This is a genomic window from Oceanobacillus sp. FSL H7-0719 (genome assembly GCF_045040795.1).
Taxonomy (GTDB): domain Bacteria; phylum Bacillota; class Bacilli; order Bacillales; family Amphibacillaceae; genus Oceanobacillus.
This window is the reverse complement of sequence record NZ_CP150301.1, coordinates 626,683-650,235: the sequence shown is the minus strand read 5'-3', so window position 1 is coordinate 650,235 and position 23,553 is coordinate 626,683. Positions and strand designations below refer to the sequence as shown.

Genomic DNA, 23,553 nt, shown 5'->3' with positions numbered 1-23,553 from the left:
AGGCTCCAAAGTAGTTAATGCCACTTCGGAGCCTGCTTTATTCATTATTTCTATATTGACTGAGATAATATCATTTCTTTTAATTCAGACTGAAATTCACCTTTTTTAATCATTTCAATTTCAAACTTATATGGAGCTTTTTTATTTTTCTTATCTTCACCTACAAATGGTGTTTCTAAAATTTTCGGTACTTCCTGCAGCTGTGGGTGGTTAATGATATAAAGTAATGGATCAAAGCCTATATGTCCAAAACCTATATTCTCATGGCGGTCTTTATGTGCTCCCAGTGGATTTTTACTATCATTCACATGAACAACTTTAATGCGTTCTATCCCAATAAGCTTATCAAAGTCATTTAGCACACCATCAAAGTCATTAACAATGTCATATCCAGCATCATGAATATGGCATGTATCCATACACACGGAAAGCTTTTCATTTAAAGTAACACCATCAATAATCCGAGCAATCTCTTCAAAATTCCTTCCAATTTCTGTACCTTTTCCTGCCATTGTTTCTAATGCAATTTGCACATCAATGTCCTTGGACAAAACCTCGTTTAGTCCTTCGATAATTTTTTTAATTCCTTCATCTGATCCCGCTCCGACATGTGCTCCAGGATGAAGGACGATCTGTTTTGCCCCAATGGCTTCAGTTCTTTCAATTTCACTTCGCAGGAAATTCACTCCCAGTTCAAAAGTCGCTGGCTTTTGTGTATTTCCAATATTAATAATATACGGTGCATGAACAATAATATCACTGATGCCGTTTTCTTTCATATGTGCTGTTCCTGCTTCTATATTTAGCTCTTCAATAGGTTTTCTTCTTGTATTTTGCGGAGCACCGGTATAAATCATTAATGTATTTGCTCCATATTTAGTTGCTTCTTCGCTCGATCCCAAGAGCATTTTTTTCCCGCTCATGGATACGTGTGAACCAATTTTTAACAAAACTGACACCTCTCCTATACATTTTTTTATCTTCTTCGTTTGCTTTTCTGCTTTGCAGCTAATTTTCTTTTAATGTTTTCTTGTTCTTTTTTCATTTTTTTCTTATAGCCAGGTTTTACCTTTTTAGACTTACGGACTTGTTTCCAGGCTTCCTTTTCAAGTACCGTGGTATTTTTTTGTCTCAGCTGCCGCTTATTCCATGGTTTCGCCTCAACAAAGGCTTCGTCCACGATATCAACATAAGAAATTGTAAGTCCTTTCTGCTCAAGGTTATCGATCAACTTGAAGTCGTCTTCAGTATATAAGCTGATTGCAGTTCCCTCTTGTCCTGCCCGAGCAGTTCTTCCAACCCGATGAATGTAGAACTCTTCTTCTTTTGGAAGGCCAGCATTAATTACATGGCTTACACCCTTAATATCAATTCCTCTTGATGCTAGATCTGTCGCTACAACATATTCGTATTTCAGATTTTGAATTTCTTTTAATACGCGCTTTCGTTCTCTGGGGGTTAATCCACCATGAATGATGCCAGCATTTAATCCTTCATTTAGCAGTTTTCCTAATAATTCATCTGCTTCATTTTTACCATTTGTAAATATTAATGCTAAATATGGCTGGATAGCCTTTGATATTTCTTTAATTACAGCAGCTTTGCTTCGATGTTTTAGAGCAATAAAACGATGTTCCATTGTTTCTGGTGAAAAATGATCATCTATTCTAACATATAGCGGATTTTCAAGATACTTCCTGAAAAAGTGTTGTAACCGCTCTGGTATCGTCGCAGAGAATACTAACAGCTGAATATCTTGTTTTGCACGAACAAGCAGCTTGTCGACATCATTAATAAATCCAAGGTCTAACATCAAATCTGCTTCATCAATAACAAAAGTTTTTGCCGAATAGACAGAAAGTGCTTCAGATGTAACAAGATCCAGTATGCGCCCAGGTGTACCAACGATTATATGTGGCGGATTTTTCAACTTTTCCATCATTCTTTGCTTATCCGTTCCGCCGATTAATAGCTTAGGAATCCAAATTTCTTCTTTCTCAGCATAATGTATTATTTTCTTCACTTCATCATAAATCTGTATTGCCAGTTCTCTTGTTGGAGCTGTAATCACAAATTGAACTTCACGTTTACTTGTATCAATCTGATTAAAGAGCGGCAATAAAAATGCATGTGTTTTCCCAGATCCAGTGCGGGATTGGCCTATTACACTCTTTCCTTGAATTATTGATGGAATAACTTTTTCCTGGATTTCTGTCGGTTCCCTAAATTGCAGTTTTTCAATGACTTTTGATAGTACAGGGTGCATACCTAAGGATTGAAATGATTTTTTCGTCATAATTGTACTCCTTCTTCTATTAAGTAATGCGCATTTATAAGTACTTGAATGGGTCTGTATCTACGTGAGAAACTAGAACATCTATATTAGATTCTCCTAGCTTGCTTTGCAGATAATCGCATATTGCATCTTTCATAGTTGCCTCAATGTAGTGACCGGCATCGATAACAGCCAGTCCTGATTGCCAAGCAGCTTGTGCCGGATGAAAGCTTAAATCGCCTGTAATATAGACGTCGGCACCGGCTCTTAAAGCATTGTGAATATATTTTTCTCCACTGCCACCAACAATGGCAGCTTTTTTAATTTTCTTGTTTAAATCTCCAACAACACGCACATCCGTTAGATTTAGCTTCTCTTTAACTTTGACCACATATTCTTGCAGTGTAACTTCTTGAGCAACCTTGCCTACCCTTCCCAGTCCCCAGGCTTCTCCTTCATTCTTAAGTTCAACTATATCAAAGGCAGGCTCTTCGTAAGGGTGGGCAGTCATTACTTGCTTTATGACACGATTCAACCGTGATTCAGGAACAATAGCTTCAATTTTAAATTCATCAACAAGAGCAAATTCATCAACTTTACCGATGAATGGCTCTGCACCAGTTAATGGTTTAAATGCTCCTATTCCCTGAACCTGAAAGGAGCAATGACTGTAGTTTCCTTGCAAGCCTGCTCCAGCACGCCCGAGTACTTCCTTTATCTCATGCTCGTGACCTTGAGGCACATAAACAGCATATTTATAAAGCTTTTCGCTTCCAAGTCCTATAAGGGGTTTTCTTTCTGTTATATCCAGCTTATCGGCCAGTATATCATTTACACCCTGTTCCACTACATCAAGGTTTGTATGGGCCGCATATACAGTAATATCATGACGAATCAGCTTGGATATAATTCGTCCTTCCGGGGTGTTCGTATCAATTCGTTTCAATGATTTGAAGAAAAGAGGATGATGCGCGATAATCAAATCAACATTGTTCTCGATTGCTTCATCAACCACTGCCTCTATGACATCTAACGTGATCATAATTTTCTTGGGTTGCTTCTGGTAATTTCCAATCTGCAGACCAACATTATCCCAATCGTAGGCTTTCGTTTTCGGCGCTAAATCTTCGATCAGCTTGAAGATATCTGAATTAGTCGGAATACTAGCCATCAGTTAATTCCTCCTCGATCCATTTTAATTCATTTGTAAATTGCTCTATTTTTTTAACATTTAACACATTAGCTTGTTTCATCTGATGAATAACAGACATAAGCTTTTGTTTTTCAAGTGTCCATTTTTGATAAAATGCTTCTGTTTTGTTTTTCATTAAATAGGGCCCGAACAATAATTGCTTATTAAAAAGTTCGTCAGTATAAGGAGACTCTACTTGGCGATCGGCAACTAGGATTTCATAAATATGCCCTTTTTCATCAATAATTTGTTCATCTGACAGTTGAAATCCATGTTGATGAAGCCATTCTCTGACTTGTCTTGCGTCAATATTCGGCTGAGCAATAATCCTTGTAACACCAGTTAATTTACCTTTGCCTTCTTCAAGTATCTGTGCAATCAAAGCACCACCCATACCGGCAATTACAATTTGCTTCACTTCATTCGCATGCTTTAATACTTCAAGGCCGTTCCCCAGACGAACCTCTACTCTATATTCTAACCCATTTTTTCTCACATTTTTCTTTGCACTTTCAAATGGCCCTTGATTCACTTCACCGGCAATTGCAGCAGCTGTCTGGTCCTTTAAGCATACATAGCATGGTAAATAAGCATGGTCAGACCCGATGTCCGCAAAAGTCGCACCCTCAGGCAAATAAGAAGCTACGTTGACCAAGCGTTGTGAAAGCTTAAAACTATTTTCGTTCATTGTATACTCCTTTTGAATAAGAAAAGCTTTCTGATATCAGAAAGCTTTTTGATTCCTTTATAGATAATATTGTTACTGTTTTTCACTTAGCCAAGTTGCAAGCGCTTCTAGCTCTTCACCTTGAACTGCTGGAACAGGAGGCATTGAGCCAGTTCCATTTTGAATAATTTCTTTAATTTCATCTGCGGAGTGACTTGCTCCAACAGCAGTTAAGTCAGGACCTGCTCCACCGGAAAGATCAGCACCATGACACATTGCACAGTTATTTTGGAAAACAGCATCTGCATCTCCTCCAGCAGTTTCACCTTCTTCAGATCCGCTTTCTTCGCCGCCATTTTCAGTTTGTTCCGTTCCATTATCTGTACCTTCAGCAATCTCTGCACGATGATTCAAGCCAATAACCGAAATAATGATTACTGCTACAATCCCTAAAATAGCAATAATTGCGTAAGGTAACACACCTTTTTTCATTATGTTTCCTCCTTATGTAATCCCCTAAATTCTATCTATAAAAGACTATATATAGTTTACTCTATATTTCAAGACTTTTAAAGGGAAATGCTAGTAAATTTATAGAAATAAATAAACAATGACAAAAATTAGCCCTAATATACCTCCAATAATCAAATATTGAAGTTTATAATATCTTCCGATCACCAACCACAGAATAAAGTTAAGTATGATAATTAGATTAACTGTATCTGACTGATTGAAGAGCAGTTTAGCAAAAACGATTGTAAAAAACATCAGCAAGAATAAACTAATCATCAAGCTGAGATGGTAATAATTATTCGATGTTTGTTTAAGATTAAAAAAACTCCAGAAAGCGTAGCTAAAAAACAATGCTAAAATTCCCAGTTGCAAATAGCTGTGAAATTCAGTAAAATATAAAACAAGAAATGAAAACGGTAACAGAAGCAATAATATGATTAATTGCATCATTTTTATCATTCTCGATTCATGGCTTATGTTCATTTTACTTTTTCCCGGAATTTTCGTGACTTTTTCTCCATTTGTATACAGTGCAAGTAAAAAATCACATTGCTGATCTGGCAGGAGTTTATGTTTTTTCCAATACTCAATTTCATTAACAATCGTAGCAATACGCTTTTCTTCCATCCATATCCACTCCAATGTCATATGGCAAGAAAATATTTCTGCTTTATTTTCCAGCTAAATAGCCATTGCTTACACATATGTGTAAACAATGACCATCATCATTAATCCAAAAAGTCTTTGAGACGCTTGCTGCGACTAGGGTGACGAAGCTTTCTTAAAGCTTTTGCTTCAATTTGGCGAATCCGTTCACGGGTTACACCAAATACTTTCCCTACTTCTTCCAAAGTTCTTGTACGGCCATCATCCAGTCCAAAACGAAGACGAAGCACATTTTCTTCTCTATCTGTCAGCGTATCTAAGACATCTTCAAGCTGCTCTTTTAATAGCTCGTAGGCAGCATGGTCTGATGGTGAAATTGCTTCTTGGTCTTCAATAAAGTCACCTAAATGTGAATCATCTTCTTCACCAATCGGTGTTTCTAAGGATACAGGCTCTTGAGCAATTTTCAAAATATCTCTTACCTTTTCTGGTGAAAGTTCCATCTCTTCACCGATTTCCTCAGGTGTCGGCTCCCTGCCTAAATCCTGAAGTAAAGAACGCTGCACACGGATTAATTTATTAATCGTTTCGACCATATGCACTGGGATACGAATCGTTCTAGCTTGGTCCGCAATTGCGCGAGTTATCGCTTGACGAATCCACCATGTAGCATACGTACTGAATTTAAAGCCTTTTCGGTAATCAAACTTTTCCACTGCTTTAATCAGACCCATATTTCCTTCTTGGATTAAATCAAGAAACAGCATACCGCGTCCTACATAACGTTTTGCGATACTTACTACGAGACGCAAGTTTGCTTCCGTCAGTCTGCGTTTCGCTTCTTCATCCCCTTCTTCAATACGGGATGCAAGTTCAATTTCTTCTGCAGCAGATAATAAATTCACACGACCAATTTCTTTAAGATACATACGCACTGGATCATTTATCTTAATCCCTAATGGCACACTTAAGTCTTTCGTATCGATTTCTTCTTCCTTAGCTATTTGCTGCATACTTGGATCATCCTCAGACTCTCCAATCACTTCTATTCCTTGTTCACCCAGGTACTCATAAAATTCATCCATTTCATCCGATTCAATTTCAAAATTAGAGAGTCGGTCAGCCACCTCTTCATAGGCTAATGTACCGCGCTTCTTTCCAATCTCAACTAATTTCTCTTTCGCCATCTCCAATGTTAATTCAGTTTCCTTTGTTTGAGTAGGCTTTTTTTCGGCCATGAGTCCCCCTCCTTCCAACTATATAAACTTAAGAATTCTTCTTCAATTTCCTGCGAATTTCTAATATTTGCTGTCCAATTTGAGCAGCTTTTAAAGGATCGCTTTCCTGTTCTGCAACTTTCAATCGTTCCTTTAACTCACTAATCGTGCTTTGTTCGTCTGTTTGTTCTTTTATAATGTGAATATAATCCTGGAGTGCTTTATCAATGACCTCTTCCATCTCAGGAAGCATCACAATCTCCGTTATTAATTGCTTTAAATGTTCGTCTGTAATATTTTCGATAAATTTACTTACATCCGGTGCGTTGCCTGCTTCATAAAACCCATAGAGATGTGTCACAATTATTTTGTGATCATCTACTCTAAAGTTTGCACCTATTTCGGATTGAACTCGTTCGGCAACCCACTCATTTAACAGCATATGATAAATAACTCTTCTCTCGGCATTATGAAATGCTGGCAATAACTTCCTTCGCACTTCATAATTTCCAGTCTTCTTAGTATTACTGTTCTCAACAGACTTATGCTGTTTATTCGCTGATTTTACTGAAATACCTTCTAATTCTTCTCTCAGAGCCTCAATTGGCATTTCGAATTCCTTACTTAGCTCTTGTAAATAATATTCCCTTTCTATAGAGCTTTCAACCATGGAGAGCTCCATTAAAACCTTTTGAATATAGTTTAATTTTTCTGCTTCCAGACTTAAATTATAATCCTTTTTGATATAACGCATATAAAATGTTATATAAGTGTCACTTGCCCGGATTACTTGATTTCGAAAAGCCTCCCCGCCATGCTCTTTAATAAAGCTGTCTGGGTCATCTCCTTCTTTCAGATAAGAAACCTTCACTTCACAGCCAGCATTTCTAAGAAGGTTTGCAGCTTTATAACTTGCTTCCTGACCAGCAGCGTCGCCATCATAACAAATAACGACCTCATTGACATAGCGTTTTAGAAGTTTGGCTTGATGCTCCGTGATTGCCGTTCCCATTGTTGCAACGACATTTTTTACACCTGCTTGATATGCAGAAATAACATCCATATATCCTTCAAATAATATTGCTTCATTTTCTTTGCGAATATACCTTTTTGCAAGATCAAAATTATATAACAGTTTTCCTTTATGAAAAAGCTCACTTTCAGAGCTGTTTAAATACTTTGGACCCTGATCATTGATCGAGCGGGCACCAAAGGCCACCGTTTTTCCTAAATGATTTCGAATTGGAAAAATAATCCTGCCGCGAAAACGGTCTATTACGGTATTATCCTCCTGTAATGAAACTAAACCCGCTTTAACAAGAAGTTGTTTGTTAAAGCCTTTCTTCTCTAAAAATTCAACAATAAAGTCCTTTGCATTCGGAGCAAATCCCAATTGAAATGCTTCAATTGTCTCATCATTTATATGTCTGTCTTTAAAATAACTATACCCTGCCTTTCCATCTTTGGTAAATCGGAGTAAATGATGATAGAGTTTAGTTAACCACTCATAGGCATCCAGCATGCTTTGGTTTTCTTCCGAATGGGAAAATCTTTTTTGCCCTGAACTCTCCGGCAATGAAATACCAGTTCTTTTTGCCAGGAATTCCAAGGATTCATAAAAAGAAAAACTCTCCATTTCCATTAAAAAGGTCACTACATTACCGCCTTTTCCACAACCAAAGCAATGGAAAATTTGTTTCTCCTGTGTGACTGAAAATGAGGGAGTCTTCTCTCCGTGAAATGGACATAAACCAAAATAATTTCTTCCTTGTTTCGTTAATTGAACATATTCTCCAATAACATCAACTATATCATTGGCTTTTCTTACTTCTTCTATTACTTCCTCAGGTATCTGATTGCTCAACTTTACCACCATATTCTATTTATTCGCGATGAAGAGATAAATTCCTTCATAATACGACAATTTTCTTCAAAAAACGGACAAAATACGGATGCGCTTGATTGTCTGTTGTTATAGTTCATTTTGTGCTTTCTTAGCAGACATGAGGATATGCATCTATTTTATACTCGTTTGGCTATTCTCCTTTCATTTCGCTTAAAACTTTCCTAATTCAAGAAAATTAGAATTGCTTTCTTAAAGAAAATAGTTTTGACGAATAAATATCACCATTATTGTATATTTCTATACAAACAGGCAACATTCCTTCTTTTTCGTGAATGTTTTATTTTTCAGAATATATCTCAGTCCGATAATGTTAATAGTAATATGTTTACACAAAAAATCATTATAATACATATTTGTCGTTTTTTCTATTATTATGACTCGAATTTTTCTATACATAAGAAAACACTCTACAGATTTTCTGTAGAATGTTTCTTATAGTAACAAGGATAACAAGTGTACAATAAATTATATTATAAAAACCTTAATTTAAAACTTATTTTGTTTTTTCTTAAACATTTGCAAAATCAAATTTGCTGTTTCTTCTACTGCCTTATTCGATACATCAATAACCTCACAACCAATTTTATCCACTATTGAATTAAAATATTCCAGTTCTTGATTAATGCGGTTCAGTGTAGCATATGTAGCCTGATTTCCCAAGCCTAGTGCCTTCAGTCTTTCCTTCCGAATTTCATTAAGTTTATCCGGGCTGATTCTGAGTCCAATACATTTCTCAGGATTTACCTCAAATAGCTCTTCCGGCGGGTCGACTTCTGGAACAATAGGAACATTGGCTACTTTAATTCGTTTGTTTGCAAGATACTGTGATAATGGTGTCTTTGATGTACGGGATACTCCCACCAATATAATATCAGCTCGGGAAATCCCGCGGGGATCTCTCCCATCATCATATTTTACAGCAAATTCGATGGCTTCTACTCTTTTAAAATAATCCTCATCGAGCTTATGTACTAGTCCAGGTTCAAGTCTTGGTTCCGTTCTGAAGAATCTTTCCATCGACTTTATCGTAGGTCCCATAATATCAATAGCTTCAATACCCATCTTTTCTGCTTGGTCGTTTAAATAGCTTCGCAACTCTGGCTCTACTAAAGTAAAACCAATCATCGCATTATTCGCTTTTATAATCTGCAAATATTCATCAATCGTTTCTTTGTCCTCAACATAAGGAACGCGGTGAATTTTATATTCGCCATTATTAAATTGACTTAAACCAGCCTTAACAACTAATTCAGCTGTTTCTCCTACAGAATCAGATAAAATATAAACATTTGGCTGAGTACTCATCCTATTCCTCCCCAGAACATTTAATAGCGATCTTCCAATGTTAATTCCACTAAGGCTTTTGTCATTGAAGTCTTTGTAATTCTGCCTATAATCTCCATACCCTTTTCTGTATCTTTAACAACTGGAAGTCCATCGATTTGTCGACTAATTAATTTTTGTGCTGCTTCGATTAATGGATCATTCTTTCTGCATACCGTTATATTTGGCATCCGTGTCATAATAATATGCACAGGAATCTCATTTAAATGCTGCTGCCCGATGCTAGCACGAAGTAAGTCCTTTCTTGATAGAACCCCTGTCAAGCATGAATGCTCATCAACTACAAACAGGGTGCCAACGTCTTCTAAAAACATCGTAGTAATTGCATCATATACGGATGAATCTTCTCGAACCGCAACAGGAACTTGCTGATATTCATAAACCTTCATTTTCTTTATGTTTTCTGTAAGCAATTCCGAACCTGTTTTACCAGTGAAGAAATAGCCAACACGAGGACGGGCTTCCAAGTATCCAGCCATCGTTAAGATTGCCAGGTCAGGACGAAGAGTTGCCCTCGTCAAGCCTAATTGCTCGGCTATTTTTTCACCAGTAATCGGCCCATTCGGTTTTACAATCTCAATTATTTGTTCTTGACGCTCCGATAATTCCATTTTCTCACCACCCAAGAAAAAGCCATACTAATATTAGTATATTATACACTAAATAGCGGTAGAAAGGAATTATGTTATACTCTTGCCTTTAAAAACTTTGCTTCCATTCAATTAAGGATAAATCAGCAAAATCTTTTACAAGCTCAGCTATCTCCAAGACAAGTGAAAGACGGTTATTTCTGATTTCAGCATCATCGGCCATAACCATATTATTGTCAAAAAAGTGGTGAATTGGAGATGCCAGCACTTCTAATTGTTCAAATGCTTCATCTGCTTGATGTGCTTTATCAAACTGATAAAATGCTTTTTTTGACTGCATGAATCGTTCATATAATGCCTTCTCAGAATCTGTTTCAAATAAATCCGGCTGGATATTTGCATTCCCTGCCTTGTCAGCAAGATTCAAGATACGGACAAGTGCTTCCTCCTTCTCTTTGAAGGAATGTTCTTGCCGTTTTTCTGATAATAATTTTGCCTTTTGAACAGCATATTTAAAATGACCGATTTTATTTACAAGAACAGACTGGATAATATCCTGTTCAATTCCTATTTCCTTCATAAGGAAGGCTGCTCGCAATTGGAAGAAATCATGAATCTTCTCATCGTGATCAGATACTTTTTCAATTTCAAGTTTCTGATAAAGCTCTTTTGCAATCTGTAAAATAGATTCGAGTGTAATATCCCAATTTTTATCTTCTAATATCCGCATAACTCCAGCAGCCTGTCTTCTTAAACCGTAAGGATCCTGAGATCCAGTTGGGATTAAACCAACAATGATAATACCGGCAATCGTATCTATTTTTTCCGCAACACTTAACAACGCACCAATTTCAGTCTGAGGAAGCTCGCCCTGTGCTTGTTTTGGTAAGTATTGTTCACGTATAGCTGATGCAACTTCTTTGTTCTCACCGAAGTTCTTGGCATATATTTCACCAATGACACCCTGTAATTCTGGAAACTCATTGACCATATTTGTTGTTAAATCAAATTTACTGATTTCCGCAGCTCGTAGTGCTAGAGCTTTTGTGTCACTTTCTAATTCTAGTTTATCTGCAATTTTGTCTGCAATATATTTGACGCGTTCAACTTTTTCAGCGAGTGTACCAAGTTTCTCCTGGAAAACAACTCGACTGATTTTATCCAAATAAAAGTCAATTGAATTTTTTTGGTCTTCCTCATAGAAGAACTCAGCATCCGCTAATCGTGCACGCAGTACCTTCTCATTCCCTCTAATCACTGTATCAAGCGCATATTCATCGCCATTTCTAACACCGATAAAGTGTGGAAGCAACTTGCCCTCATGATTCGTGACAGGGAAATAACGCTGATGCTCTTTCATCGAAATAATTAATACTTCTGCTGGAAGGTTCAGAAATTCTTCTTCAAAAGAACCAAAGAATACAGTTGGGTATTCAACAAGGTTTCTCACCTCATCAAGTAAATCTCTTTCGACGATAATTTGACAATCTTTATTCTTCTCAATGTTTTTAATCCCTTTGACAATCATTTCTTCCCTTTTCATTGGGTCAACAATCACAAAGTTATTCTTTAACGTTTCTTCATATTCTAATTCATTGTCAATCACTGTTTCAGAACCTAAATAGCGGTGACCGTATGTTTTGTTTCCGGTTTTTACACCAGCAATCTCAAATGGAATAACTTTCCCGCCATATAATGCAACTAGCCAGCGAATCGGACGTGCAAAGCGTAAAGTTTTTGTTCCCCAGCGCATGTTTTTCCCAAATGAAATCGATTCAATAATCTCTTTAAGTCCCGGCAGAATATCTTTTACAGGCTGACCCTCAATGCGTTTCGTTACAAACACATACGATTTGCCCTTGACTTCTTTTTCCACAAGATCATCAACTGTTTTTCCTTGGCCTCTTGCAAAGCCAATCGCTGCCTTTGACCATTCACCTTCACTGTCCTTTGCAATGTTAAGTGCTGGTCCTCTTGCTTCTTCTTCGATAGTAGCTTGCATTTCGTCGATCCCATGAATAATAATTGCTAATCGTCTTGGCGTTGAGTAAGAAGTAATCGATTGATATGCAATTCTTAATTCATCAAGCCATGCAGCAGTTTTTTCCTTTAGCTGTTTTTGTGCATCATCAACATAACGTGCTGGCAATTCTTCTAATCCAACCTCAAGTAAAACATTTTCAGCCATTTACTTCTCCTCCTTTTTCAGCATTGGAAAACCAAGCCTTTCCCGTTCTTCAATATAGGCCTTAGCAATGCTTCGCGCTAAGTTTCTAACCCTTGTTATATATCCTGTTCGTTCTGTTACAGAAATAACACCCTTCGCATCTAAAAGATTAAAAGTATGCGAGCACTTCAATACATAATCATAAGATGGGAATACAAGTCCTTTTTCCATCGTTCTTTTTGCCTCTTGTTCATACATTGAAAACAGTTCAAATAACATATCTGTATTTGATTCTTCAAACGTATACTTTGAATGTTCTACTTCTGGCTGGTAGAAAATATCCCTTACTGTAACGCCATCTGTCCATTCTAAGTCAAAAACATTTTCTTTATCCTGGATATATGAAGCTAGTCGTTCTACCCCATATGTTAATTCAACCGAAACTGGATTTGCCTCTAGGCCGCCGATTTGCTGAAAGTATGTAAATTGTGTAACCTCCATACCGTCAAGCCACACTTCCCAACCGAGACCAGCCGCTCCCAATGTCGGATTTTCCCAATTATCTTCTACAAAGCGTATATCATGCTGTAGTGGATCAATCCCGATTTTTTTCAATGATTCCAAATAAAGCTCTTGAATGTTATCTGGTGATGGCTTCATAATAACCTGGAATTGGTGATGCTGATAAAGTCTGTTTGGATTATTACCATATCGTCCATCAGCCGGTCTGCGGGATGGCTCAACGTAAGCCACATTCCAAGGCTCCGGCCCCAAACTTCGCAGCAATGTCATAGGTGACATTGTCCCTGCCCCTTTTTCTACATCATAGGCCTGTACAAGGATACAATTCTGTTCAGACCAGTGCTTCTGCAATGTTAATATCATTTCTTGAATATTCATAGCATGTACCTCCATATTCTTATACTTCATGAGCAGATACTTTTTAAGTTTTAATTAAAAGAAAAAAGCCGTCCCTATGTTTGCCATTGGACAAACATAGGGACGGCTTTTTTATCCGCGGTTCCACCCTACTTACTCAAACTCAGAGTCACTTTAAAGTTAAGCTCAGGAACGCCTTTCCTTATTTTTCCAGTATCCAGATTCCACCATCCTGGACTCTCTATAAATAGAAATGTGATAAGTACTCTTTTCCTTCAGCGCTTGAATTATTCATTTTAAATATGTAAAAATCATACTTCAGAATTACTTTTCTGTCAAATTAAAGTGTTTTATTCCCGAAACTTATCAAGTTGATTAAGAAATCTCTTTGATTTCAAATAAAATCCTCCATAACGATCATAGTATGCATCGATTATCTGGCGAAACAGTTTTCGGTTCTCCGGTTTAACCGATATATCACCAATTTGTTCCAGCCCGACATTCTGGAAAAGATGAAGCATTTTTATTTGTATTTTTGATAATTGAATCGCATCAGGATCTACATGCTTACACTTATTACATAATAGACCGCCTTCGGGAATTGAAAAAGCATTTGCATCTTCTCTGGTCCCGCAATGCGCACAGTGAGAAAAAACAGGGGCGAACCCGCCTTTAGCAAACATTTTAAGCTCATACATCATAATCGGTATTTCACTGTCTTCCTTTTCAGCAATCCATTTCATCGTTTCATATAGCTGTACATATAAAAATGGATCAGGGGATTTATCATCAAGTAACTTTTCTGTGAGTTCAGTTATATAAGCTGTATATGCAGTTTTAATGATGTCCTCACGAATCTTACGAAAGGAATGAATAATTTCTCCCTGCTGAACCGTACTTAAACCCCGATTAATATAAACAAAAAATTGCCCGAGTATAAATGGCTGTGCGACTGCAGCCATTCTACTGCGGGGCTTTTTAGCACCTCTTGCCAGTGCAGTAAATTTACCTATATTCTTACTGAATATCGTAATAATTTTATTTGTTTCTCCATAATCAATCTGCTTTATAATAATCCCTTCGATTTTTTCAAGCATCATGCTTCAACCCTTTTCATTCTTACAAACAAATCAGCATATATTATATATCATTTAGCGTTTCAGCTGTTGTAAACATGCTCAGTTCATTGGCATTTTGTTCTTCATTCACTGCATCGCCTACATTTTCCATTTCCTTTAGTAATAAATAGGTTTCAATGTTTCCTGTTTGACTAAAAACTCTCCATGTTATATCGAGCACAAGAAACCCCGCCTTTCTATTTGTTGTTGAAAATGTAACTATATCTTATCGTGACCGTAAGTAATAGAAATAATAAGTATTAAAATTTACCAAGATTAATATTCGTCTTTTCTGAATCCTAATTCATGAAGCTGACTTTGTCTGTTTCTCCAATCCTTTTTCACCTTTACCCAAAGCTCCAGATATACTTTCGAACCAAGTAAAGTTTCAATGTCTTTTCTAGCCTGCTGTCCAATATTTTTCAACATACTTCCTTGCTTTCCAATAATTATCCCTTTTTGTGAGCTTCTTTCAGTAATAATTGTAGCTTGAACTAAAATTACCCCATCTTTTCTCGTCTCCATATTTTCCATTGCCACTGCAATGGAATGAGGAACTTCTTCTCTAGTTAGATGGAGCGCTTTTTCACGAATAAGTTCTGTAATAACAAACCTTTCGGGATGATCAGTAACCTGGTCAGCCGGGTAATATTGCGGCCCGTCTGGTAAATGCTTCAACAGTTCATTTAGTAAATGATTCACATTATTCCCTTGCAAAGCAGAAATTGGAATAATTTCCTCAAAATCACCCTTATCTTTGTATTCATCGATTATTTCCAGTAATTTTTCCGGAGTAACTAGATCAATTTTATTAATGATTAAAAAGACTGGACTCTTCACTTGCTTTAAACGGTCAATTATAAATTGATCACCTTTGCCAAAGCCCTCATCCGCGTTTATCATAAACAATACTGTATCTACTTCATTTAACGTATTTTCCGCAACCTTCATCATAAAATCCCCGAGACGATGTTTTGGTTTGTGAATGCCAGGTGTGTCGATGAAAATCATTTGAAAATCATCTTTTGTGAGCACACCTTGAATCTTATTACGTGTAGTTTGCGCTTTGTCACTCATGATTGAAATTTTTTGACCTATAACCTTATTTAAAAATGTAGATTTACCTACATTCGGTCTACCAATGATTGATATAAAACCTGATTTAAAATTCGTTTCCATATGTTTTCCTCCGAGATGTCTTTCTTTTATCTTATCATACTACAAAAAGAAGTACGATTCACACTTTCGACAAAAGTTATAAAAACTTCTGATTCTTTTCCAATATTCACTAATTCCCTCTCTTATAGCTATTCCACAAAATACCTAATGTCGAAACATCAATTTCCTCTTTTTAAAAAACTTAACATAAAAGATATTTACTGTTACAACTGAAACCGCTTGTAATATCTTCTACTGTGGTCCGCAGTCCGAATTGTTGTACAGTTTACACTCCTTGCTAAGGCGAAAAAACAGAGCTAAAACATTAGCTCTGTTAGTATGTTCATTTAAAGTATTGCTAATAATTTTGGCAGGAAGATGATAATTCCTATGATAACCGCTGTAATTGCACAAATCAGAACTGCTCCGGCTGCAGCATCTTTAATAAATGCCGCCATTGGATGATGTTCAGGCCTTAAGTAGTCAATTGTTTTTTCAATTGTTGTATTAAGCATTTCACTGGTAAATACCATACCACTTACAATCACTACTGCAATCCACTCAAATGCACTGATTTTAAAGAAAAAACCACAGGCAGCGACCACAAGCAGAAACATCAGGTGAACACGAAAATTCCGTTCTGTCTTCAGTACCGCAATAATGCCTTTTACAGCAAAAGAAAAGCCAATTTTTCTGTTTTTATCTTTCAATGCCAAAATCACTCAATATTTCATTTTGTTTACCAAACATTTCCTTTTCATCTTCCTCAGTTAAATGGTCATATCCCAGAAGATGAAGAAATCCGTGGATTGTTAAAAAAGCAAACTCTCTTTCTATGGAATGACCATACTCTTCGGCCTGTTCCTTCGCTCGATCTACGGAAATCACAATATCCCCAAGGATGACCGGCATATCCAGCCCTAAAATATTCACTTCTCCTTCACCAGTTTCCTGCATGGCAAAAGAAATTACATCTGTTGGACTGTCCTTTTGCCGGTAATTTCTGTTTAATTCTTGAATTTCACGGTTATCAACAAAGTTGACTGACATTTCTGTTTCACCAGAAATACCTTCTCTTTTACCAGCAAACTCAAGTAGACGCTGTAGTAAATCAATAAAATCTGCAGGGACTGAATTTGTATTATCATGAAAATCAATATGCATTATTTTGCCTCCTTTATGGGGTATTGAATTCTTGAATGGAAAATTCCTTTCAACGCTTCACAAATTGACTGCTGAATCGTTTTTAATTCAATTAATGTTAATGGACTTTCATCCAATTGACCGTCAGAAATACGATCATTCATAATTGAAGCTACAATTTCTTCGATTTTTTCTTCTGTTGGCTGATTCATTGAGCGAACCGCTGCTTCAACTGAATCACAAATACTAATTACTGCCGCTTCTTTTGTTTGCGGTTTAGGACCAGGATAGCGGAATTCCATTTCTTTTGTATCTGGATTTTTCTCTTTTTCTTTGAAGTAAAAGAATTTTAATAAAGAAGTTCCATGATGTGATTTTGCAATCTCAATAATTTCCTTTGGCAACTTATTCTTCTTCAACATTTCCGCTCCATCATAGGGATGATTAATTATAATGTTTGCACTTTCCTTGGGTTCCATAAAATCATGGGGATTACGGCTTCCCATTTGGTTTTCAATAAAGAAATGCGGACGTACTGTCTTTCCGATATCATGATAATAAGCACCAACTCTAGCCAATAATCCATTAGCACCAATTGCTTCACAGGCTGTTTCACTGATATTCGCAACCATTACAGAGTGATGATACGTTCCTGGCGCCTCTACCAGCAGCTTTTTGAGCAATGGTTGGTTTGGACTGGAAAGCTGCAATAACTTGATATCTGAGAGTATACCTAAACCAGTTTCGAAAAATGGCAATAAACCTATTGTTAAGACAGCTGATAAAAATGCTGAAACAAATCCAAATGTTGCCTGATATAGAAAATCAGTTAAGGAATACTTTTCGAACGAAAGGAATAAGAATAATAATACAGTGAGCACGTTAACTATTGTAATGCCTATCCCCGATTTTAAAATTGCTAAACGGTCTTTCACATGCACAAGGAAGATTATACCGGCAAGCTGTGAAAAGAAGAGATAAATCGCAACTTCAATATTTAAATCACCTGGTATGGAACCATTAAATATGATGCTTCCCAAAATAGCATATACAGCAGCCATCACAATCGCTATACGCTCATTTAATAGAAGTTTAAGCAAAAGTGCGCCTGTTGCAATTGGCATAATATAGAAAAATTGGTTGCTGTCTGTAGAATACAAGCTTATAACTTTCATCAGAATACCTACAATGATGCTAATAAAAAAGATGCCAAGTAATATACGATTATCAAATAGTTTATTTTGCGTAATTTTATTAAATTCAAATGCCATTATTCCACTAACTATTAGTAATAAAAGAATTAACCCAAATACAGGAAAAATATTTCTTTGACCATCAAGCAAGCCGACAAGATTCAGTTGTTCATAAATTTCATTTGTAATGATTTGCCCTTCACTGACAATTATTTCACCAGCTTTTATCATTACTGGGTCTACATTGCTTGCAGCTGTTTTTCTTGCTTCATTTGTTTCATCCAGGTCAAAAAAGGAATTTTCCGTTACAATAAAAGCTGATAGCTCCACTAACGCTTCCTTGAGATCCGCATCTAAAGAAGAATACTTAACTTCATCTTGGACAAGCGTTCTAGCTGTTTGCAAGTTTTCAGTTCGGACACCGTTTTGCATGACCTCATTTACCGTTTTAATAAAAAGCGACTTTGCGTCAGCAACTTCAGATTCAGATGCATGAAGCAATGTCAGCATTACTTCTGAATTAACTTCCTGAACAATATCGTCTGATAAAATCTGTCTCAGTCTTGCAATTTTTTCATCATTCGTTAAAGGCTCTGGGCTTGTAGCTGATTCATCTGTTTTCTCTTTCGTCTTTTCGTTCTCGTCTGTTTTATTATCTTCTTGAGTTTCTGTATTTAAAGTTAAAATTGCATCAAATATCTCTTCAGTATGTCCGATTGCTTCATTATTAACTTGTTCTGAAATAGAATACCTATCTTCTACTTGCTGAACAGCTTCCCTCGTTTTTCTTTCCGTCTCTTGCTCATTCTCAATTGATATCGGTGACCTGATTGTTGTGTTTGCAGTAGCAAATCGCTGCAAATCATAAGTCTCGGTATAAACATTGTTCAATGAAATGAAAAAGAAGAATATAGCCTGTAATAAAATCGTTACAATTATTAAAAACCACGTTGTTCGTTTTTTAATCCATGATTCAATATTAAAGTTAAACTTCTTTTTCATTGTTTCACCTCTTTAATATGTAGAATTACAATTAGAAAACCAGGTTGTCGTCAACTTAATGACAGACAACCTAATTTGCACTTATGTAATAAGACCAAAAATACAGGTCCTATTATTCCATATTTTCATTATCATACGCCTGAATAATACGCTGTACAAGAGGATGTCGTACAACATCCGTCTCTTTAAGATATATAAATGAGATTCCTTCCACTGATTTTAGTAATTTCTCAGCGATTTGCAAACCTGATTTCACACCTCTAGGCAAGTCAATTTGGGTGATATCACCCGTGATAACCATCTTCGAACCAAATCCAAGCCGAGTTATAAACATTTTCATTTGAGCAGGAGTTGTGTTCTGTGCTTCATCAAGAATTACAAAGGCATCATCCAATGTACGTCCTCTCATATAAGCTAATGGTGCTATTTCAATTGTTTCCCTTTCAATCAATCGTGCAGTATGCTCTGCCCCCAATACATCATGCAGCGCATCATACAGAGGTCTTAAATAAGGATCAACTTTTTCTTTCAAGTCACCAGGCAGAAATCCTAAACTTTCCCCCGCTTCAACTGCTGGACGGGTTAAAATGATTTTTTTTACCAGACCTTTTTTCAAAGCATTTACAGCCATTACTACTGCCAGATAGGTTTTCCCTGTTCCAGCCGGCCCAATGCCAAATACCAGATCTTTCGCCCGAATAGAAGCTACATAATCTTTTTGTCCTAACGTCTTTACCCGGATAGATTTACCTTTAGCACTTTTCGTGATTTCATCTTCAAACAATGCTTCAAATTGATTAATATTTCCTTTTTTCGCCATTTCCACAGCATATACAATATCTCTTTCTGTAACAGATATACCTTTGCGAATTAAAGAAAGCACAGTAAATAGGATTTGTTCCACATGTTTAATGTCTTCTGTGCTGCCAGAAACACGTACTTTTTCACCGCGAGAAACAATAGTAACGTTTAGCTGTGATTCAATCTGCATTAAATGTATGTCATTATTCCCGAATAAAGCAAGAGCTTCCGTTGGACTGGTTAATTGTAAATCAATTTCAGTTAAATTTTCTGTCATACTTAATCTCCTTGATTTAATGGCTGCTCAAAAGCAATATTTTCTTCCACAGTAAGATATAAACTTAACTTAACTTTACCATGCTCTATAGTTTCATGCAAAACTTTTTCCGATAGAATACGAGCATCTTTACCTAACTCGCGCAATAGATCTTTTTTTGTTTGTTCAATTCCAATCTTAATTGCTTCTTCTTTTGCTAATTTCTTCTCAATTATCGTTTGTTCAAGTTTCTTTTCTTCCAAAAAGTGAACTGGCATGTCCCACCATAGCAGTTTTAACTGTGTTTTATCAATCTCTTTAAATTCATTCTCAAATTCTTCTTTGTGCCATGGCCAAAGCGGAAGTGTAAAGCCACCTATCTGTAATTTATAACTCTCCGTAAAATTCCCGGTTAATTCTTGATGCCCCACTTCTAATGGTACTGTGACATGAGCGGTATACCAGGTTGTTGCCCAAATTTCTCCCTCCGCAGCAATTCTTTCAAAAGCTTGTTTTTGATCTTCTTCCTCTTCTTGATTTGATTGTATTTTTTCAATTTCCCCAGAAACAAGGATTTTCCCTTTCTTTACGTAATCATTCACCTTTACATTCGGTTGACCATTTTTTACATACATCCTTTTAATAACAGCATTTTTCTTTGCGATAAGGTTGGCTGGCGATTTTTCTTCTTCATCTTTAATAATAATCTTTTCAACACCTTGCAATTGGTAGGTTGTCCCTTTTTGCTCTACACCAACCCATAGAAGCTCTGGGACATCTTGGAGGAGTAATTGCTGGATCTGATTTGGGGAGTCAATAGATAATTTAAACGCTCCAGGCTGAACACCATAGCTTGTTAGTTTCGTATATATCTTTTTTTCTAACTCCTCTGGCACTCCTGTGATTGAAACTTGCCAAATCATATTTGATATTGTAATAAATAACAATATACTTAAAATTAACCCGATAAGCAGGGGTTTCTTTTTTAAAAATCTGCTTTTCGCAAAAGGAAAACCATATTTATTATTAAAACGGATTTTATATTCTGTTCCTTTTCTAAATTTTCTTATCTTATGGATATCCTTGAGATGAACTTTTGCCAGACAGTGATTTGGATTTGGCTTTGAAGCATCCCATACCATAATGCCACTTTCAACACATCGATTTAAAAATGTTTCAGGTTGCTCTCCTTTAATTGAAATTTGAACATAGCCAGAAATATAAGACCCTTGATTATGCTTCATATGGCCCTCCCTGTTAGCCTGGTTGATATTTGATGTCCTGGATTTTACCTTCCAATAAAATTTCTCCAGGCAGCATTAGCTTTAAAACAAATGAATCACCAAGTATTTGAACATACCCATTATTTGTTTTTAATTTTAGTTCTTTTTCTGAATATATTTCGAGTCCTTTGTGGTTTTCGATATACAAATGAATATCTCCAATTACTGTTATCCTTGGTAATTCAAGCAGAACATCGGAAGGAAGCGCTAAGTATTTAACAAATAAGTTGCGGACACGCAGATGCCATTTTTTCACTTATACATCCCCCTCTTTTCTATATTTATGAAATGAAGAAGCGATTAAGACCTGCTCAAAGCAGATTGCTTCGTAAAAATTCGATAGTTTCCAGCCTTACAACGGACTGATCCTTTTTTGATCTAGATATTATATTTGGTATGTAATTCATTTATGAAATATAAAGAGACTTTTAGCACTGTCCATATATTTAGTACTTGACCTTACGCACATAGCGGCTTCTAAGGAAATAAGAATTATAGGCTAGTAGAAAGAGATGAATGGACTACGTATACCATAAAAAAACAGAATTGTTAAAGTCTGCAGTCCAGGGCGAAGAGTTTGTTTTTAATGTAAGACAGTATGGAGGTAAAAGGAAAGCCATCCACATGCAGTCAAATGACTATATATGGATGGCTCTGCTTATTTTTTATAACGTTCTAGTATGACACTTTCATACGGCTTTAATGACCTTGGTTTACCAAGCACTTCTGACATGATGATCCCATTAATAAGCCCTTTATTTCTCAAACTTTTACGGAGGTCCTTCTTTAATACCTCTTGTTCCTCAGTCAGGTCTTTTGTGTTCACCAATGATTCACCTAAATTAAGCCCTTGACTGACTAAATCTTGATCAGTTAAATCAGTGGAAGTAATTCCGTATTTTTCTTCAAGTCTTTCCATCTGTGCCTGTTGTTCATCAGCAATAGAAGATGTCATTGTTAAATCTTGTTCATTTGTCTTCGTTTTTGTCTGATATACCTTTTGCCTCGGTTTCGCTTCTCTCGGTCCTGAAGGCGTTGGCGTTGGATTTGGCTCATACGCTGGCTTCGGTGCCCTTGGGCGCTGCTGCTGGGACTTTCTTTGCTGCTGCTTCTTCTGTTCTTCTTTATTATTTGACAGGAATCCAATTATCCCTGAAATGATTATAATAACAAGAAACATATTACCCATTATAAACTCAATAATTTCACCCATTACTTCCCTCCTTTACAGGAAACAAAGAAGTTTTACTGATTATTATCATCATTGTCTTCAGAAAGTTTGCCGATTGTATCACGCATTTCTGTATCCGCACTAATATTTCTGTAGTTCATATAATCCATAACTCCCATATTGCCTGTACGTAATGCTTCTGCTAGCGCTAAAGGTACATCTGCCTCTGCTTCAACAACCTTCGCACGCATTTCTTGCGTACGGGCAACCATCTCTTGTTCTAGCGCTACAGCCATTGCACGACGTTCTTCCGCTTTAGCTTGAGCGATATTTTTATCTGCTTCAGCTTGATCCGTTTGAAGAATTGCACCGATGTTTTTGCCGATATCTACATCCGCAATATCAATCGATAGAATTTCAAAAGCTGTACCGGCATCTAGACCTTTTGCTAAAACTGTATGTGAGATTGAATCTGGATTTTCCAATACTTGCGCGTGTGTATTCGCGCTACCAATAGTACTAACTACACCTTCACCTACACGAGCTATAATTGTTTCTTCACCAGCACCCCCAACTAAACGGTCAATGTTGGCACGTACTGTAATTCTTGCCTTTGCTTTTACTTCAATCCCATCCATCGCAATACCTGAAATGAATGGTGTTTCGATTACTTCAGGGTTAACACTCATTTGTACTGCTTCGAGAACGTCACGACCAGCCAGGTCAATTGCAGCCCCTCTTTCAAATGGAAGCTCAATATTTGCACGATGTGAAGCAATCAAAGCATTCACTACTCTGTCAACATTTCCTCCTGCCAAATAATGACTCTCCAGCTGATTCGTTGTTACATTAATTCCAGCCTTATGTGCTTTAATTAACGGATTAATTACTCGGCTCGGAATTACTCGACGGAGACGCATTCCTATTAATGTGAAAATATTTACCTTTACACCCGCAGCAATTGCACTAATCCATAGTGCAACAGGGATAAATGTGAATAAAATTGCAAGTGCAATCAGGATAATTCCAATTATAATAATTGGCAAAATGTTCATATCCATAAATCTTCCTC

At 36.6% G+C, this 23,553-nt stretch carries 23 protein-coding genes and 1 other annotated feature; all 23 genes read right to left on the bottom strand.

Features of this window, described 5'->3' with window-relative positions:
- Positions 1 to 50: 50 nt before the first annotated feature.
- Entirely contained in the window at positions 51 to 950 is a 900-nt protein-coding gene (locus tag NST93_RS03285; protein ID WP_405101162.1) for a deoxyribonuclease IV, read from the bottom strand.
- A 26-nt stretch (positions 951 to 976) separates the two neighbouring features.
- On the bottom strand, positions 977 to 2,296 hold the full coding sequence (locus NST93_RS03280; RefSeq protein WP_405101160.1) for a DEAD/DEAH box helicase: 1,320 nt from the start codon (positions 2,294 to 2,296) through the stop codon (positions 977 to 979).
- Positions 2,297 to 2,330: 34 nt separating this feature from the next.
- Positions 2,331 to 3,446, bottom strand: coding sequence for a Nif3-like dinuclear metal center hexameric protein (locus NST93_RS03275; RefSeq protein WP_405101158.1), 1,116 nt, complete (start codon positions 3,444 to 3,446; stop codon positions 2,331 to 2,333).
- Entirely contained in the window at positions 3,439 to 4,155 is a 717-nt protein-coding gene (locus tag NST93_RS03270) for a tRNA (adenine(22)-N(1))-methyltransferase (RefSeq protein WP_405101156.1), read from the bottom strand. Before NST93_RS03270 ends, NST93_RS03275 begins: the two co-directional genes overlap by 8 nt.
- Positions 4,156 to 4,227: 72 nt before the next feature.
- Entirely contained in the window at positions 4,228 to 4,626 is a 399-nt protein-coding gene (locus tag NST93_RS03265; protein ID WP_405101154.1) for a c-type cytochrome, read from the bottom strand.
- 99 nt (positions 4,627 to 4,725) lie between these two features.
- Entirely contained in the window at positions 4,726 to 5,274 is a 549-nt protein-coding gene (locus tag NST93_RS03260; protein ID WP_405101152.1) for a hypothetical protein, read from the bottom strand.
- Positions 5,275 to 5,375: 101 nt separating this feature from the next.
- Positions 5,376 to 6,491, bottom strand: coding sequence for an RNA polymerase sigma factor RpoD (gene rpoD, locus NST93_RS03255; protein WP_405101150.1), 1,116 nt, complete (start codon positions 6,489 to 6,491; stop codon positions 5,376 to 5,378).
- A 28-nt stretch (positions 6,492 to 6,519) separates the two neighbouring features.
- Entirely contained in the window at positions 6,520 to 8,334 is a 1,815-nt protein-coding gene (gene dnaG / locus NST93_RS03250) for a DNA primase (RefSeq protein WP_405101148.1), read from the bottom strand.
- A 528-nt stretch (positions 8,335 to 8,862) separates the two neighbouring features.
- Positions 8,863 to 9,681 carry a pyruvate, water dikinase regulatory protein gene (locus NST93_RS03245; protein WP_405101146.1) on the bottom strand — a complete coding sequence of 273 codons (819 nt, stop codon included), beginning with the start codon at positions 9,679 to 9,681 and terminating at the stop codon, positions 8,863 to 8,865.
- A gap of 20 nt (positions 9,682 to 9,701) precedes the next feature.
- Positions 9,702 to 10,331 (bottom strand): helix-turn-helix transcriptional regulator, encoded by a 630-nt coding sequence (locus tag NST93_RS03240; protein WP_405101144.1) that lies wholly within the window; start codon positions 10,329 to 10,331, stop codon positions 9,702 to 9,704.
- Between the two features lie 88 nt (positions 10,332 to 10,419).
- The gene (gene glyS, locus NST93_RS03235; RefSeq protein WP_405101142.1) at positions 10,420 to 12,498 is read right to left on the bottom strand and encodes a glycine--tRNA ligase subunit beta; all 2,079 of its coding nucleotides are present in this window, start codon (positions 12,496 to 12,498) and stop codon (positions 10,420 to 10,422) included.
- Complete coding sequence (gene glyQ / locus NST93_RS03230; protein WP_405101140.1) at positions 12,499 to 13,377, bottom strand: glycine--tRNA ligase subunit alpha; 879 nt, start codon at positions 13,375 to 13,377, stop codon at positions 12,499 to 12,501.
- A 95-nt stretch (positions 13,378 to 13,472) separates the two neighbouring features.
- Positions 13,473 to 13,644 (bottom strand) — a binding site (T-box leader).
- A 62-nt stretch (positions 13,645 to 13,706) separates the two neighbouring features.
- Positions 13,707 to 14,456, bottom strand: coding sequence for a DNA repair protein RecO (gene recO / locus NST93_RS03225; RefSeq protein WP_405101138.1), 750 nt, complete (start codon positions 14,454 to 14,456; stop codon positions 13,707 to 13,709).
- A gap of 40 nt (positions 14,457 to 14,496) precedes the next feature.
- The gene (locus tag NST93_RS03220; RefSeq protein WP_405101136.1) at positions 14,497 to 14,655 is read right to left on the bottom strand and encodes a YqzL family protein; all 159 of its coding nucleotides are present in this window, start codon (positions 14,653 to 14,655) and stop codon (positions 14,497 to 14,499) included.
- Positions 14,656 to 14,750: 95 nt separating this feature from the next.
- Positions 14,751 to 15,653 (bottom strand): GTPase Era, encoded by a 903-nt coding sequence (gene era / locus NST93_RS03215; protein WP_405101134.1) that lies wholly within the window; start codon positions 15,651 to 15,653, stop codon positions 14,751 to 14,753.
- Positions 15,654 to 15,979: 326 nt separating this feature from the next.
- The gene (locus NST93_RS03210) at positions 15,980 to 16,342 is read right to left on the bottom strand and encodes a diacylglycerol kinase family protein (RefSeq protein WP_405101132.1); all 363 of its coding nucleotides are present in this window, start codon (positions 16,340 to 16,342) and stop codon (positions 15,980 to 15,982) included.
- On the bottom strand, positions 16,332 to 16,796 hold the full coding sequence (gene ybeY / locus NST93_RS03205) for an rRNA maturation RNase YbeY (protein ID WP_405101130.1): 465 nt from the start codon (positions 16,794 to 16,796) through the stop codon (positions 16,332 to 16,334). The genes NST93_RS03210 and ybeY overlap by 11 nt, the downstream gene beginning before the upstream one ends.
- Complete coding sequence (locus NST93_RS03200) at positions 16,796 to 18,970, bottom strand: HD family phosphohydrolase (protein ID WP_405101128.1); 2,175 nt, start codon at positions 18,968 to 18,970, stop codon at positions 16,796 to 16,798. Before NST93_RS03200 ends, ybeY begins: the two co-directional genes overlap by 1 nt.
- A gap of 112 nt (positions 18,971 to 19,082) precedes the next feature.
- Positions 19,083 to 20,048: a PhoH family protein gene (locus NST93_RS03195; RefSeq protein WP_405101126.1), complete on the bottom strand. Its 966-nt coding sequence runs from the start codon at positions 20,046 to 20,048 to the stop codon at positions 19,083 to 19,085.
- A 2-nt stretch (positions 20,049 to 20,050) separates the two neighbouring features.
- Positions 20,051 to 21,271: a sporulation protein YqfD gene (yqfD, locus tag NST93_RS03190; protein WP_405101124.1), complete on the bottom strand. Its 1,221-nt coding sequence runs from the start codon at positions 21,269 to 21,271 to the stop codon at positions 20,051 to 20,053.
- 13 nt (positions 21,272 to 21,284) lie between these two features.
- On the bottom strand, positions 21,285 to 21,566 hold the full coding sequence (gene yqfC / locus NST93_RS03185; protein ID WP_405101122.1) for a sporulation protein YqfC: 282 nt from the start codon (positions 21,564 to 21,566) through the stop codon (positions 21,285 to 21,287).
- A gap of 402 nt (positions 21,567 to 21,968) precedes the next feature.
- Positions 21,969 to 22,523, bottom strand: coding sequence for a hypothetical protein (locus tag NST93_RS03180; protein WP_405101120.1), 555 nt, complete (start codon positions 22,521 to 22,523; stop codon positions 21,969 to 21,971).
- 32 nt (positions 22,524 to 22,555) lie between these two features.
- Positions 22,556 to 23,542, bottom strand: a complete 987-nt coding sequence (gene floA / locus NST93_RS03175; RefSeq protein WP_405101118.1) for a flotillin-like protein FloA — start codon at positions 23,540 to 23,542, stop codon at positions 22,556 to 22,558.
- Positions 23,543 to 23,553: the final 11 nt, after the last annotated feature.

Bases quoted from the DNA above. Each gene is read 5' to 3' on its own strand.
- rpoD (WP_405101150.1), bottom strand. From the start codon at position 6,491: ATGGCCGAAAAAAAGCCTACTCAAACAAAGGAAACTGAATTAACATTG.
- NST93_RS03245 (WP_405101146.1), bottom strand. From the start codon at position 9,681: ATGAGTACTCAGCCAAATGTTTATATTTTATCTGATTCTGTAGGAGAA.
- NST93_RS03240 (WP_405101144.1), bottom strand. From the start codon at position 10,331: ATGGAATTATCGGAGCGTCAAGAACAAATAATTGAGATTGTAAAACCG.
- NST93_RS03200 (WP_405101128.1), bottom strand. From the start codon at position 18,970: ATGAAAAAGAAGTTTAACTTTAATATTGAATCATGGATTAAAAAACGA.
- NST93_RS03195 (WP_405101126.1), bottom strand. From the start codon at position 20,048: ATGACAGAAAATTTAACTGAAATTGATTTACAATTAACCAGTCCAACG.
- ybeY (WP_405101130.1), bottom strand. From the start codon at position 16,796: ATGCATATTGATTTTCATGATAATACAAATTCAGTCCCTGCAGATTTT.
- glyQ (WP_405101140.1), bottom strand. From the start codon at position 13,377: ATGAATATTCAAGAAATGATATTAACATTGCAGAAGCACTGGTCTGAA.
- NST93_RS03280 (WP_405101160.1), bottom strand. From the start codon at position 2,296: ATGACGAAAAAATCATTTCAATCCTTAGGTATGCACCCTGTACTATCA.
- floA (WP_405101118.1), bottom strand. From the start codon at position 23,542: ATGGATATGAACATTTTGCCAATTATTATAATTGGAATTATCCTGATT.
- yqfD (WP_405101124.1), bottom strand. From the start codon at position 21,271: ATGAAGCATAATCAAGGGTCTTATATTTCTGGCTATGTTCAAATTTCA.
- glyS (WP_405101142.1), bottom strand. From the start codon at position 12,498: ATGGCTGAAAATGTTTTACTTGAGGTTGGATTAGAAGAATTGCCAGCA.
- NST93_RS03275 (WP_405101158.1), bottom strand. From the start codon at position 3,446: ATGGCTAGTATTCCGACTAATTCAGATATCTTCAAGCTGATCGAAGAT.
- NST93_RS03180 (WP_405101120.1), bottom strand. From the start codon at position 22,523: ATGGGTGAAATTATTGAGTTTATAATGGGTAATATGTTTCTTGTTATT.
- NST93_RS03265 (WP_405101154.1), bottom strand. From the start codon at position 4,626: ATGAAAAAAGGTGTGTTACCTTACGCAATTATTGCTATTTTAGGGATT.
- NST93_RS03260 (WP_405101152.1), bottom strand. From the start codon at position 5,274: ATGGAAGAAAAGCGTATTGCTACGATTGTTAATGAAATTGAGTATTGG.
- NST93_RS03270 (WP_405101156.1), bottom strand. From the start codon at position 4,155: ATGAACGAAAATAGTTTTAAGCTTTCACAACGCTTGGTCAACGTAGCT.
- era (WP_405101134.1), bottom strand. From the start codon at position 15,653: ATGGAAACGAATTTTAAATCAGGTTTTATATCAATCATTGGTAGACCG.
- recO (WP_405101138.1), bottom strand. From the start codon at position 14,456: ATGATGCTTGAAAAAATCGAAGGGATTATTATAAAGCAGATTGATTAT.